The organism is Streptomyces sp. NPDC002144 (assembly GCF_053593695.1).
This window is the reverse complement of the sequence record NZ_JBSFDB010000008.1, coordinates 254,813-269,308: the sequence shown is the minus strand read 5'-3', so window position 1 is coordinate 269,308 and position 14,496 is coordinate 254,813. Positions and strand designations below refer to the sequence as shown.

Annotated in this window: 7 protein-coding genes; 5 read left to right on the top strand and 2 right to left on the bottom strand. The window is 68.1% G+C overall.

Annotation, left to right across the window (positions count from 1 at the left end):
- The first annotated feature begins 119 nt into the window (after positions 1-119).
- Positions 120-1,310 (top strand): pyridoxal phosphate-dependent aminotransferase, encoded by a 1,191-nt coding sequence (locus tag ACWCQ1_RS15180; protein ID WP_451026656.1) that lies wholly within the window; start codon positions 120-122, stop codon positions 1,308-1,310.
- Positions 1,311-1,652: 342 nt separating this feature from the next.
- Here the strand turns inward: ACWCQ1_RS15180 and ACWCQ1_RS15175 are convergent, their stop codons facing one another.
- Both ACWCQ1_RS15175 and ACWCQ1_RS15170 read right to left on the bottom strand, forming a co-directional pair.
- Complete coding sequence (locus tag ACWCQ1_RS15175; RefSeq protein WP_451026655.1) at positions 1,653-4,325, bottom strand: hypothetical protein; 2,673 nt, start codon at positions 4,323-4,325, stop codon at positions 1,653-1,655.
- Complete coding sequence (locus ACWCQ1_RS15170) at positions 4,318-5,841, bottom strand: hypothetical protein (protein WP_451026654.1); 1,524 nt, start codon at positions 5,839-5,841, stop codon at positions 4,318-4,320. The genes ACWCQ1_RS15175 and ACWCQ1_RS15170 overlap by 8 nt, the downstream gene beginning before the upstream one ends.
- Positions 5,842-6,150: 309 nt before the next feature.
- Between ACWCQ1_RS15170 and ACWCQ1_RS15165 the strand changes: the two genes are divergently transcribed.
- Genes ACWCQ1_RS15165 through ACWCQ1_RS15150 form a run of 4 tightly spaced genes read left to right on the top strand, consistent with a single transcriptional unit; the run spans position 6,151 to position 14,487 of the window.
- A complete protein-coding gene (locus ACWCQ1_RS15165; protein ID WP_451026653.1) occupies positions 6,151-8,334 on the top strand; it encodes a hypothetical protein in 2,184 nt (727 codons plus the stop codon).
- Between the two features lie 33 nt (positions 8,335-8,367).
- Positions 8,368-10,008 carry a class I SAM-dependent DNA methyltransferase gene (locus ACWCQ1_RS15160; protein WP_451026652.1) on the top strand — a complete coding sequence of 547 codons (1,641 nt, stop codon included), beginning with the start codon at positions 8,368-8,370 and terminating at the stop codon, positions 10,006-10,008.
- A complete protein-coding gene (locus tag ACWCQ1_RS15155; RefSeq protein WP_451026651.1) occupies positions 10,001-11,224 on the top strand; it encodes a restriction endonuclease subunit S in 1,224 nt (407 codons plus the stop codon). The genes ACWCQ1_RS15160 and ACWCQ1_RS15155 overlap by 8 nt, the downstream gene beginning before the upstream one ends.
- Positions 11,221-14,487 carry a type I restriction endonuclease subunit R gene (locus ACWCQ1_RS15150; protein ID WP_451026650.1) on the top strand — a complete coding sequence of 1,089 codons (3,267 nt, stop codon included), beginning with the start codon at positions 11,221-11,223 and terminating at the stop codon, positions 14,485-14,487. The genes ACWCQ1_RS15155 and ACWCQ1_RS15150 overlap by 4 nt, the downstream gene beginning before the upstream one ends.
- Positions 14,488-14,496 lie beyond the last annotated feature (9 nt).

The following is a 14,496-nucleotide window of genomic DNA, read 5'->3' as shown; positions in this document are numbered from 1 at the left end:
TCCTTCCGAGTCCCCCGAAGCAGCCCCCCGTGGGCGCCTCGTTCCTTGCGTGCACCGGGGATGCCCCGCCGCCTCCCCGGCCAAAGCAGAGTTGAGGAACTCCAGAGCTTGGGCGCAGGATGGCCCGCATGACCTCCAGTGAGCGTCCCTTCCTCAATCGTCGGCTCGCCGAGTTCGGGACGACGATCTTCGCCGAGATGTCGGCCCTGGCCGTGCAGACCGGGTCGATCAACCTGGGCCAGGGTTTTCCCGACACGGACGGTCCCGCGGAGGTCCGGGAGGCCGCCGTGCGGGCGCTGCGGGACGGGCGCGGCAACCAGTACCCGCCGGGCCCCGGCGTCCCCGAGCTGCGTGCCGCCATCGCCGCGCACCAGGAGCGGCGGTACGGCCTGTCGTTCGACCCCGACACCGAGGTGCTGGTCACCGCGGGTGCCACGGAGGCCATCGCCGCGAGTCTGCTGGCGCTGCTGGAGCCCGGTGACGAGGTTGTCGCCTTCGAGCCGTACTACGACTCCTACGCGGCCTGCATCGCGATGGCGGGCGGCACGCGCGTGCCGGTCACCCTGCGGCCGCACGAGGGCAGCTTCCGCCTGGACCTCGACGAGTTGCGCGCCGCCGTCACCGACCGCACCCGGCTGCTGCTGATCAACACCCCGCACAACCCCACCGGCACGGTCCTCACCCGCGAGGAGCTCACCGCCGTCGCCGAGCTGGCCGTCGAGCGGAACCTGCTCGTTGTCACCGACGAGGTGTACGAGCACCTGGTCTTCGACGAGGCCGAGCACATCCCGCTCGCGACCTTCCCGGGCATGCGGGAGCGCACGGTGACGATCGGCTCGGCCGGCAAGACCTTCTCCTTCACCGGATGGAAGGTTGGCTGGGTCACGGCGAACGGCCCACTCGTCTCCGCCGTCCGGACGGCAAAGCAGTACCTGACGTACGTCAGCGCGGGCCCGTTCCAATACGCGATCGCCGAGGCTCTGCGCCTGCCGGACTCGTACTTCGAGAGCTTCCGCGCCGACCTCCGCCGCAAGCGCGACCTGCTCGGCGACGGCCTGCGCGCGGCCGGGTTCGAGGTCTACCAGCCCCAGGGCACGTACTTCATCACGACCGACATCACGCCCTTCGGCGAGAAGGACGCCTATGCCTTCTGCCGCGGCCTCCCCGAACGCTGCGGCGTCGTCGCCATCCCCAACTCCGTGTTCTACGACGACCCGGACGCCGGCCGCAGCCAGGTCCGCTTCACGTTCTGCAAAAAGGAGAACGTTCTCCAGGAGGCCGCCGATCGCCTGCAATGTCTGGCGTCCTGAACTCACGCCCCTTCGCCGGGAGTGAGATTGGAGCAAGACCGTCCCCAGCGTGAGCGGGTCCCCACTCCCAGGCCGTTCTGCACTCGTTCGAGGGCAGACCGGCCGATCGACCTGGGCAGTACCCAGAACCCCGTAGCGTCGCGGGAGTGGAGTCCAGACGCGTAGCCCAAGGTGTGCCGCTTGAGGAGTACCAGCGACGCGTGCGGATCACCGTCGGCAGGAAGAGGCGGTAGCTACGCAGACTGGGTGCAGCGCCAACTGGCCAAGGCACCGTCATGGTCCGACGAAAAGTTCAAGGCCATCCAGGAACTGTTGGGACCGCCACCTCATCCCTCCCTCGGGCTATGGCTCGCATTGTGGTAACCGGAGCCCGGCCAGACCGACGTCCGACAAGACTTGGTGAGCCAGGTCGAAGGGCTCGTTGCGGGGACCGTGGGGTACGGAGGTGGCGGATTCGAAGCCGCGCTGTGCGGCGAGGGCTCTGGGGCCTACCAGCCCAGTGAGCCGGTAATGCCGCCAGAGCGGAACCGACCGACGGGCATCGACCACGATGAGGTCAGGCCGCCGCCAGACGACAAGCGCCCAGGCTCCCCCACCGGAGTCCGGGCCCGAGTCGGCCCAGGCCCCGACCAGGGGCGCGTCCTCGGCGGCGCCCACTGCTTCGAGTGCCACCAGCGCGGGGTTACTGAAGCGGCCGGTGACATGAAGGAGGAGTCGTCCGTGGCGGTGTACGTCGCGCCCCTTCTCGACGAGGGACCATACGGCGTCGGCGAGGGGGTCGTCCTGGACGACGTCCGACGCGACATCGAGCACGGCGGCCGGATCCACGGCCGGGCCGAAAGCTGTGTCGAGCAGCGTCGTGTACTCCGTCACGTACGCGGAATCCACTGCGGGAAGCAGGTGGCCGACTGCCTGGGAGGCTTCGTTGAAGGCGAGTGTCTCAGAGGTGATCTCGTAGCGTGGGGCGTGGCTGCGGAGCACGGCGAGGGCGACTGCGGCGAGGCTGGCGACCTGGGGCTCGATCCGCTCGGGAAGGTCGTTTCGGTTCAGTGCACGGACGGCCCGGGAGAGCAGTGGCAGCCATTCGGTGTGTGCCGGAGGCCAGGCGCCGGCCGCGACGGTCCACAGGGCCAGCCGGACGACGAGCATGCGCTCCGGAGGGCCCAGCTGGGGAGCGAGTGCGACGAGACGCTCCACCCAGCGCCGGTATCTACGGCGGACTTCCTGGTCGGCCTGCCGCAGGTCGGGCAGGGTGGCGGTGCTGCTCGCTTCGGCACCGGCTGCCTCGGGGTCGTGCTCTGCTGCCACGGCCTCCGCGTCGTCATCGTCCAGGGTGGCTTCGATGTCATCGATGAACCGCTCGTCCCAGGAGACGGGCAGCAAATCCTGAAAGGGCGTGCTGATATCGGTGGGCAGGGGGAGCCCCAGCGCGAAGCGCGTGAGCGGATGCCCGACGCGTCCGGCGCATTCGTCCAGATAGCGCTCCCAGCCGTCCTCGTCGCCGTCCAGCGGGGCCGTCGCGACCGCACCGCCAGTGCTGCTGCTCGCGGATACGCCCGCTGGGGTGGGAGTCAGTCCCGTACGGAGGGTTTCCAGGTCGCCCAGGAATCGTTCGGCGAGCCGGGGATCCAAGAACAGGTCGGGAGGCCGTGTCGTAGGGGTCTGGGACTGGGTCGGGGTCATTCGGCGCAGGGCGCGGTCAGGGTCGACGACGAACACGATGTTGCCGAAGCTCGGTACGCCGTCGCTGTCGAGTACGACCAGGCGCACCCGGCTGCCCGCATCGGCCGGAGCCGTCACCGTCAGCGTTGCCTGTCCGGGCGGGATTTCGGCGATGCGCTCCCATGCCTCCGGCGGTGCTGCGGCCTGAGACAACTCCAGGTGCGCGGTGTCGGAGAGAGGCCGGGCCACGCTGATCTCCAGGCCGTCCGGTACGCGTAGGGCACCGAGCAGCAGTGGCCCACTGCCGGCGATGGGGCGGGGGAGGGGCGGGACTGTGTGCAGCCGGGCGGCGGGCTCGTCGGTGCCGTCCGGAAGGAGGGTGGCGGTGATGGGAGCGATGATGCCGAGTTCGCAGTTGCCGCCGTCGCCCTGGGAAAGCAGCAGGGCCGCGGCGGAGAGGTTCGGGCTGCCGGTCAGGGCCCACCGCTGACCCTCGGAGACCCACTCGACGAGTTTCCCGTGGCGGTACCGCTGGTCGTTGTCGCTGATGATGCGTCCGTCGTACTCCTTCACCAGGGCCGCGACCGACGGACCGTCAAGGTCACTGAGTCCGGGCTGGTAGGCGAGGGTGAACCGGCTTGGCCGGAAGCGTTCGAGCAGTCGCCGCAGTGCCATGGAGCGCCGGTCGTAGAAGGGCGCGAACACGGCCAGTTCGTCGACGGGCCCCTGCGGAAGCTGTTCGATGATCGGCGAACGCAGGCTGCTGACGATGCGGACCTGTGGCGCCGTCGGTGTCCTGTCGTGGTGGAGCCGGTCGAGCAGCGCTGCGACCCGCCCCAGCGCCTGTGGCACACCGGCGGAGAACCTCACCTTCTCCGGGAGGCCGCGCAGCCATGCGGACAACTCCGGAACAGCGGAGGGACTCTGCTCGCCGTCCACCCGCAGAACCGTCCACAGCTCGGCGTTGGCCTGCCAGCCGGCCAGCGTGGTGTTGCCTGAGCCGAGGGCGATGGTGGCGTGCTCCGGTCCGGCGAGGACCATCAGCTTGGGGTGGAACGCGGGACCGTGGGCGTATGCCAGACCGGCGAGGTAGCTACGACCGGCCCGCCGGACGGAGCGCGGATCGTTCCGGGTCATGGAGACGTCTCCCGCCACGGTGACGCGTGCGCCGGTGGCCTGGGTGACGCCGAGGGCGACCTCCTCGAAGAAGCCGAGATCGGCGGTGAAACTGAGGAAGAGGGCTTCTTCCAGGCTCCCCCCGCCCCTGCGCTCCTCGTCGAGGATGAGGGTCAGAGGCGAGGCGAACGCGGCGGGCGGCTCCACCGGTCCCGGTGCCGGTGCGGTCTCAGTCAACGAGAGCCCTCCCGCTCCTGGTCACTGACCAGTGCTGGTCGTGGTACTGCAGTACGCCGCAGGTAGCCAGGACGGTCCCGAGCTGGTCCAGCCGAAGGCCGACGTCACCACGCCCCTCCTGGCTCGTCCGGTACAGCAGCCCGCCCCGCTCGTGCAGCCGGGTCGGTAACCACAACGTGCCGTCGGCGCGGCGGCGGGCCTTGGCCAGTGCGATCCGCTGCGACCGCGCCACCAGGTCGTGGGTGAGTCGGCGGGCGACGTCGCGCAGTTTCATGGGCCGGGCTTCGTCAAGCCGCCGCTGGAACCATTCCGGGCCGAGCTCGACACCGCGCCGGCCGAGGAACGCGTCCCGGACCCGACCGGTGAGTTCGTCCACCCGGCGGGCGCCGGCGGCGAGCACCCTTAACTCTGCAAGGGGCAAGGGGTCGTCCGCCCACCGCAGGTCGTGCTCGGCGGGCAACGGCGCTCCGGTTGTGCTCTGCGTCGCGGGAAGGGAGGACAGGAACGCGTCCACCGTCATGTCGGGCAACTGCGCGGCGAAGCGGTCGGCCACTTCCTCGATCGGCACCAGCCCGTCGACCTGCTCCACGAGCCAGGACCACAGGCGGCGCCACGCTCCGACGGAGTAGTTCCGCAGCACCACTCCGCGCCAGGCACCAGCCGCGTCGATGCCGCTGGCGACGGGATCGGTGGTCAGGAAGTCGCCGAAAGCGAACACATGGCCGATGTCGCGGGTGAAGTATCGGACGGGATGTGTGGCGACCACACGAGCCAGAAGCTGAATCGTCTGGCGTCGCGTTGCCGAGCGGGAGCCTGCCTCGGCCGGTCCACCGGGCTCGCACATGAGGTTCGCCAGCCACGCCCCGTCAGGATGCTCGCCGCCCACGCACACGCACAGCCGGTCGCCGAAGGAGGCGAGATCATCCACGTCCAGTGTGTCCTCGGCGGCCAGTTCGAGCAGCCCGCCCAGTCCGGCTCGTAGTGCCGCGGTCTCCAGCCGCGACCCGGGAACCGGCATGGCTCCCGGACCGAGGATGCCGAGTGCGACCTCGGATCCGGCGTACGGTGCCCAGAACCCCCACGGGTTGCCCACGTACCCGTTCTTGCCCGGGACCTCGGCTTCGGACATGGTGACCGTCCCGGAGTGCAGCCGCCGGGCGAGGGCATCGACCCCATGAGCACGCGGCAGCCACTCCAGAGCCTGCGGATGATGCGCGAACGACACGGCGGCCAAGGCCACTTCCGCACGGCGGAGCAGAGTCTGCGCGGCCGGGACCGTCAGATCCTCCGCCTCGGCTTCCGCCGCGATCAGCCCGTGCAGAGCGTAGTAACGCGCGTGGGGAGTCAACGTGGTCACTCCTGGCACCAGGTGATCGACCATGCGCCCCACATGCCGCTCCACCGAGAGCGGATAACGGCCTGCGGCGACATCCAGTCCGGGGCGGCTCCACCCCGGTCCGTCCACGAGCTCCGGGGATTTCCTCTCCCCACCGACGGTGACCATGCGCTCGGCCATGTCCCGCTGCCACCCCCTCAGCGCTGTTCCGCTCGGGAAACCGATCCGCCATTCTGGCGCATCTCTCGCAAGCCAATGGCACTTCGGATGTGAATCACACGGCCGGACGAAGCACCCTCGACAGCTGTCGGAATTCCTGCTCACAGTCTGATAACCATCATTATCAAAGGAATCTGCACCTGCGTCACCGGGCTCGGCGTATCGTCTTGTGGCGTCGGGCGAGAATCTGCCGCAAGCGGAGCCGAGACGCGAGACAGCCTGGCCTGATGGCCGAAGCGGCTGGTGTGACGATAGATGAGCGGGGGAGGGATGCGCACCGTGGTCACTGGTCTGCCGACCCCGGCACTCCGTTCCCCCGGACCGCTCCCCCTCCTGGTGGCGATGACCGACATCGCGACGTTCGCCCGGGTGAAGCGCCCCGTCGTGTCCACCTGGCGCCGACGTTACCCGGACTTCCCCGCCGCCGTGTCCGAGAACTCGGGACGGCCCCTGTTCGACGGCATGCAGGTGACCGAGTGGCTGATCGCCTCCGGCCTCGGCAACGCCGCCCCGCGGGAGCTCCGATCCGAGCTGGCCCTCTTCGGCATCATCGCGCTGCGAGACCGTTTCACACCGTGGCAGCTCGTCGAGACGCTCGGCAGCCTGCTGTGCCTGCGCCGACTCGACGGCCGGCCGCTGGCCGCCGACGCGAACGTCTCCCCGGCTTCCGCGTCCGACAGCCAAGCCGACGAGGCACTCTGGTCCGCACTCCTGCGCCGAGCCGAACGGATCGACGCAGAGGACGATTTCGTACTCCGCGAGCTGCGCGCCATCGACGCTACGGCGGCCCCGCTCGCCCGCCTCGCCGAGGACCTGATCGAGTCCGCCTACGACGAGCGCGGCGCGTACGAGTGGCTGCTCGCCGCCCGCTCCCGGCTCGGGCTGGACTCCCTCGCCGCCGACGCGGTCGCCCCGGAGCTGCGGAGCCTGCTCATCCAGCTCACCGACCTCCGCCTTCGCCTTGAGCAGGGCGAGTCCCTCACGCTCGCCGACCCGCACGCCCGCGCTGGCGACCTGCTCGCCGCGCTCCTCGAGGACACAGAGGACCACGACCGCGTCACCGTCCTCGCCGCCGACCCCGACGACCGTCTCACCCGCATCACCCGCCGCCGCCTCCTGCTGGCGGGCGTCGGCGAACTCGACCTCGACGTGCAGACCGGCACGGACCTGGAGGAACGCTTCGCGGACCCCGACCTCGTCGTCACCCAGCTCCCGTACCGCCCCGGCGAGGACCGCTCGGTGCTCGCCGCCCTGACGGAGCTCGAACGCGTCGCCTACCTCCTCCGCCCCGGCTGTACGGCCGTCGTCCTTGGACCGGCCGACGCGCTCGTCGACGAACTGAAGAGCACCGAGGCCGCCCAGCTCCGCTCGGCCCTTCTGCGCGAGAACATCGTCGAGTCGGTCATCTCGCTTCCCGGCGGGGTTCTGCCCTTCCGCCCCGGCTACCGTCCCGCGCTGTGGACGCTCACACGCGACCCGGTCCAGGCGGCGGAGGGCAAGGTCTTACTGGCCGACATCAGCTCGGAACAGCTCACACCGGGCATACGCATGCGGCTCGCCGAGGACGTCCTGCTCTGGCGCGCGGAAGGCTTCCGAGGACTCGACGGTCACGACCCGCGCTACGGCCGTGTGGTCCCCGTCGCCGACCTGGACCGGGCCTTCGGCGGCCCCCTGACCCCGCCCGCGCCGCCCGCCTCCGCGATCTGGTCCGACAAGATCACCGAACGTCCCGCCCTGATCGCCGAGGCCGAGGCCCGCCTGGAGCGCGCGACGGCGGACACCCGGACGTACGAGGACGAGCGGGGCCCTTACCGAGGGGCCGTGCTGCGCAGGGTCGGCCGCCTGCCGGAGCGCACCACCCTGGGCAAGCTGATCACCGCACGCAGGGTGACCCGACTCCCCGGCCACCGCATCGACGAGAAGCACCTCACCCGGGACGGCCACCACACCGTCCTGGGTCCCGAGGAGATCACCGGCGCACGGCCCGTGGGTGGGCGCCGCATCGACCGCCTGCTGCTGGCCGCGGAGTACGAACGGGCGGCGCTCACCGAGCCCGGTGACGTCGTCTACACCCTGGCGCCCCGCCTGGGCGTGTACGTCGACCACGACGGCTTCTCGGTCGTCGCGTTCCCGGCGCGCGTGCTCCGGGTCAACGCCGACGCCCGTCGCCCGCTCACGCCCAGGGTCCTCGCGGCTTTGCTCGGCGCGGCCCGTGGCACCGCCCGCAGTCCCAGCGCGGTACGCCCGGCCCGCCGTATCGAGGACTACCAGCTCCCCGATCTCGACCCGGACGAGGTGCTCCGCTTCGACACCCTGCTGGCCGAGACGGAACGCCGGGAACGCCTGCTGCGGGCCCAGGCCGACGCGCTGGCCGAGGCCCGCAGTCTGACGATCGCGGGCTTGGCGGACGGCACCCTGACCCTCGGCGAACCCCGAGCGACCAACCGCACGTAACCCATCCACCGACACCGTCTGGAAGAAGGAACGATGCCTCCCCGCAAGCGAGCCGCGGCAGCCGCCGGACAAGGCGAACTGCTCAGTGTGTCCAGCACGAAGGAGATCCAGGACATCCTGTGGAAGGCCGCGGACAAGCTCCGCGGCTCCATGGACGCCGCCCAGTACAAGGAGTTCGTGCTCGGCCTGGTCTTCCTGAAGTACGTCTCCGACGCCTTCACCGAACGCCGGGAGGAGTTGGCCGCCGACCCCGAGCTGGCCCAGATCCCGGAGCACCGGCGGGCGGCCTTCTTGGAGGAGAAGGACGAGTACACGGAGAAGAACGTCTTCTGGGTGCCCCCGACGGCCCGCTGGGACTACATCTCGGAGAACGCGGCCAGCGCGGAGGGCGGCGTCGGCAAGCTGCTCGACGAGGCCATGGACGAGGTGATGAAGGCCAACAAGACCCTCACCGGCGTCCTCCCAAAGATCTTCAACCGCGACAACGTCGACCAGAAGCGTCTGAAGGAACTCGTCGACCTGATTAGCGACGCGCGTTTCACGGGACATGGTGACCGCCCCGCGCAGGACGTCCTGGGCGAGACGTACGAGTACTTCCTGGAGAAGTTCGCCCGTGCTGAGGGCAAGCGGGCCGGTGAGTTCTACACGCCGGCGAGCGTGGTCCGCCTGATCGTCGAGGTGCTGGAGCCGTACGAGGGGCGGGTGTACGACCCGGCGTGCGGCTCGGGCGGCATGTTCGTGCAGAGCGGCAAGTTCGTCGCGAAGCGGCGAGGCAAGGACCACACGCACGACATCGCGGTCTACGGCCAGGAGGCCAATGAGCGCACGTGGCGCCTGGCCAAGATGAACCTCGCGATCCACGGCATGGACCCGAAGGGCGTCGGCGACCGCTGGGCGGACACGTTCGCGGACGACAAGTTGCCTGACTTGAAGGCCGACTTCGTGATGGCCAATCCGCCCTTCAACATGTCCGACTGGGCGAGGAAGTCGGACGACAGGCGGTGGCGGTACGGCACCCCACCCCAGTCGAACGCCAACTACGCGTGGCTCCAGCACATCGTGTCCAAGCTGGGGGACCGGGGCAGCGCGGGCGTGGTGCTGTCGAACGGCTCGATGTCGTCGAAGCAGTCGGGCGAGGGCGAGATCCGGGCGGCGCTGGTGGAGGCGGACCTGGTCTCCTGCATGATCGCGCTGCCGGGCAACCTGTTCCGTACGACGGCGATCCCGGCGTGCCTGTGGTTCCTGACGAAGGACAAGGGGCCGCAGGGGACGAAGGCGTTGGAGGACCGGCGGAGCCGGGTGCTGTTCATCGACGCGCGCGCGATGGGCACGATGGTCGACCGCACGGAGCGGATCCTCACGGAGCAGGACTTGGAGAAGATCTCCGACACGTATCACGCGTGGCGGGGCACGAAGTCGGCGAGGGACAAGGGCCTTTCATACGCGGACGTGCCGGGGTACTGCTACAGCGCGACGCTGGAGGAGATCGAGAAGCACGACTATGTGCTGACGCCCGGGCGGTATGTGGGAGCGGTGGAGACTGAGGATGACCCGGACGCTGAGCCGGTAGCCGAGCGGATTGCTCGGCTGACGAAGGAACTATTTGATCAATTGGATGAGTCAGCGCGGTTGGATGTGGTGGTTCGGGAGCAGCTGGGGAGGATCGGTGACTGAGTGGCGTTACGTGGAGTATCAGGAACTTTCGGCGCAAGAACGATCGTCCTTCTCCATGGGGCCTTTCGGCTCTAAGATCACCAAGGAGAACTATGTAGACGCCGGGGTGCCAGTCGTTCGCGGTGTCAATCTGGCGCGGGGAATCTTTGTTGATGATGATTTTGTCTTCATCACCGAAGAGAAGGCCGATGAAATCATGTCGGCCAATGTCGAGCCAGGTGACTTGATCTTCACGCATCGCGGAACTATTGGGCAAGTGTCAATGATCCCTCGAGAGCCACGATTCCGCCGATATGTGATTGGGTCAAGCCAGGTCAAGACGCGACTCGATGAATCCATTGCACTACCGGAGTTCTATTACTATTGGTTCCAGTCGAGTGAGGGGCAGCGATCTATTCTCGCCAATGCCTCGACCGTGGGAGTTCCCGGGATTGCAACGCCGCTGACGTCGATCCGGAAGTTGCACGTCCCTCTGCCGTCGCGCCGAGTCCAGGAAGGAATCGTCGCTGTACTCGGAGCGTTGGACGGCAAAATTGCGGTCAACGAGCGCATTGCCGGAACAGTTGACGATCTCGCCAACTCCATCTTCAGGCGGTACACGCAAATGGCCCAACTGGAACCCATGTCGAAGAACATGGTGCCGATCCTTGGTGGCACTCCAGACCGTAAGGTGTGCTCTTACTGGGGGGCAGGATTTCCATGGGCTTCAGCCAAGGATGTGGCTAGTGCCACATCAGGAGTCGTCGTGGACACTGCAGAGCAAATCACTAAAGAAGCTGCGACTAACACGCGCGTCAAGCCATTGCCAGAGCGGTCGGTTGTTCTGACGGCCCGCGGAACTGTTGGGGCGGTAGCTCGCATTATTCGCCCAACAGCGATTAACCAGTCCTGTTATGCTTTTAGTCCTGGGAAAATTCCTCCGGCGGTTCTTTTCCACCTGGTTCGAAGTGGTGCCGAGAACATGCTCAGCGTCGCTCATGGGACCGTCTTCTCCACCGTCAACATGAAGACCTTCGATCACGTTCAAGTTCCAATGATCGACATTGAGATGAGGGCGGTGCTCGAGGGGGAGCTTGCTCCCCTACACCGGCAAATTGAGAATCGAATCGAGGAATCCCGCTCTCTATCCACTCTCCGCGACACCCTCCTCCCCCAACTTATGTCCGGAAAGCTCCGTGTCCGTGACGCCGAGAAGATCGTGGAGGACGCCGTATGACCACCGAAAGCGGCAGCGAGCCCACGCATACCCCCGCCCATCTAGACGCCAAAATGACCGAGGCCACCTGGGAGCACCTCGCCCTGGATGAACTCGTGCAACTCGCCTGGGAGAAAAGGGCTGGCAAAGACCTCGCCCCCGGCACCGGCCACCGCCGCGACTGGGACGACCTTATCCTCCACGACGAGCTCCAGGCAGCCATCGAGAAGCTGAACCCGGAGCTCACCGCCACCGCCGTCCACGAAGCCCTCCGTATCGCCACCGACCCCACCTCCCGCGAGGCGTACCCGGAGAACAAGCAGGCCCACGAGTACCTGACCACCGGCATTCGCCTCACCTACACCGACGAGTTCGGCGCCGAGCAGACCCCCACCGTCCGCCTCGTCGACTTCACGGACCCCGGCGCGAACAGCTACCTCGCCGTCAACCAGGTCACCCTCCGCGACACCGACGGCAGCCACCGCCGCTTCGACATCCTCCTGTACGTCAACGGCCTCCCCCTCGCCGTCATCGAGCTCAAGAGCGCCTCCGACGAGAACGCCACCCTGAAGTCGGCGCATGCCCAACTGCAGACGTACGTCTCGGAGTTCCCGATCGCGTTCCGCTACAACGTGCTCTGCCTGGTCTCGGACGGCATAACCGCCAAGTACGGCACGGCATTCACGCCCTACGAGCACTTCGCGCCCTGGAATGTGGACCACGAGGGCAAGCCCGTCGACACCAACGAGCCCGGCTACGACGGCCTCGACGCGCTGAACCTCGCCCTGCACGGCCTGTTCACGCAGGAGCGGTTCCTCTCCCTCACCCGCAACTTCGTCAACTTCCCCCCGCCTAAGCCGGGCGAGCCCCTGACCGGCAAGCGCATCGCGAAACCGCACCAGTACTTCGCCGTGAACAAGGCCGTGGATGCCGTCGTCGAAGCGGCACAAACAAACGGCCAGGCCGGCGTCGTCTGGCACACGCAGGGCGCAGGAAAGTCGGAGGAGATGGTCGAGACGGCCGCGCTCGTCCTCCGCCACCCGGCGCTAAACAACCCCACCATCGTCGTCATCACCGACCGCAACGACCTCGACGATCAGCTCTACGACACCTTCCTCGACAGCGAGTCCCTGCTGGGGACGAAAGCCCACCAGATCGACACGCGGGACGACCTGCGCACCGAGCTGACGCGGCGCACCGTCGGAGGCATCGTCTTCACCACCCTCCAGAAGTTCGGCCTGAGCAAGGAGGAGAAGGACGCCGGCAAGTCGCACCCGCTCCTCTCCGAGCGCCGCAACATCCTGGTCATCGTCGACGAGGCGCACCGCTCGCACTACGACAGCCTCGACGGTTACGCCCGCCACCTGCGGGACGCCCTCCCGTACGCCACCCTGCTCGCCTTCACCGGTACGCCCATCTCGAAGGCCGAGGCCGACACCCGTGCCGTCTTCGGCGAGTACATCGACATCTACGACCTGAAGCGCGCCGTCGACGACGGAGCCACGGTCCGCGTGTTCCACGAGCCGCGTGTCATCAAGGTCGACCTGCCCAAGGACGTCGACCCGAACACGCTCGATGAGCAGGCCAACACCCTCACCGAGGGCATGGACGACGCCGAGCGCCGCCGAGCCATCCAGTACGCCACGACGATGAACACGCTCTACGGTGCCGAGGACCGCATAGCCAAGCTCGCCGACGACCTGATCGCCCACTGGGAGCAGCGCCGCGAACTGGTCAAGCCCGACATCGGCGCCCCCGGCAAGGCGATGGTCGTGTGCGCGACCCGCGAGATCTGCGTACGGGTCTTCGACGCGCTGGCGGAGCGGCGGCCAGGCTGGGTCAGTGACGAGGTCGACAAGGGTGTCATGAAGATCGTCTTCCACGGCGACCGCTCCGACCCCGAGCACCTGCGCAAGCACTCGCTGCGCAAGTCCCAGCAGAAGGTCGTCCAGAAGCGCGCCAAGGACCCCGACGACGAGCTGGAACTGCTCATCGTCCACTCGATGCTGCTCACCGGCTACGACGCGCCGCCTATCCACACCCTGTACATGGACCGCCCGATGCAGGGCGCCAACCTGATGCAGGCACTCGCCCGCGTCAACCGCCGTTTCCGCGGCAAGCAGGACGGCCTGCTCGTCGGCTACGCGCCGCTCACCGACAACCTCACCAAGGCCCTGCGCGAGTACTCGGACCAGGACCGCAAGGACCAGACCCTCGGCGCGGACATCGAACGGGCCGTCACCGAGGTCAAGAACGAGATCGCCACCATCAAGGGGCTTCTAGCCGGGAGCCGTTGGAAGGAATGGCTTGCCGACACCGGCCGCCCCGACACCCGCAAGCGTGCGCTGCGCCTGACCGCCGACTTCCTGCGCGACCCCAAGAACCCGGGGAACAAGGTCGAGCCCCCCGCCAAGCCGCTCTCCGCCCGCTTCAAGGACAGCGCCGCCCGGCTGGACCGTTTCTACCGTGTCTGCGCGATGAGCAAGGAGATCGCCGAGCGCTGCGCGGACATGGACGACTGGCGCCGTGACATCGCCTTCTTCAGCGAGGTCCGAGCCTGGATGATCAAGCTCGACGCCGCCCAGCGCGAGGCGAACGGAGAGCCGCTCAGCGCCGAGGTCCAGCGCTACCTGCAAGCCCTCGCCGCCTCGGTCGTCGACGCCGACGAGATCACCGACCTGTACGCGGAGGCCGGCATCGGCCGGCTGGACATCACCCGCCTCAACGAGGCGCAGCTGCGCAAGCTGGAGAACTCCGAGACCCCGCACCTGGTCACCGAGGCCCTGCGCCGCATGATCCAGCAGAAGATGCGCGAGGTGACCAAGCACAACGTCGTCCGCAACGAGAGCTTCACCGAGCGCCTCAACGACCTGATGAGGCGCTACATGCTCCAGCAGCTCACCAGCGCCCAGGTCATCGCCGAACTCGCCGCCCTGGCAAGGGAAGTGTCGGCGGAAGCCCGCCGCGGCGAGCGGTTCGACCCCCCGCTCAGCCACGCCGAGCTGGCCTTCTACGACGCCGTCGCCCACCGCGACATGGCCCAGGTGATGGAGGGCGGCGACGACACCCTCGCCGAGATCGCCCGTGCCCTCGTCAAGGACATCCAGAAGAACCTCTCCGTCGACTGGCTCTCCCGCGAGCCCGTCCGCGCGAAACTGCGCACTCGCATCCGCCGCGTGCTGGCGTTTTTCGACTATCCGCCGGAGGAGGAGCGCGAGGCGATCGACCTGGTCCTCAAACAGATGGAGATCGTGGCCGCACTGTGGGCGCCGGGAGCTAAGTAGCTCAGGCCG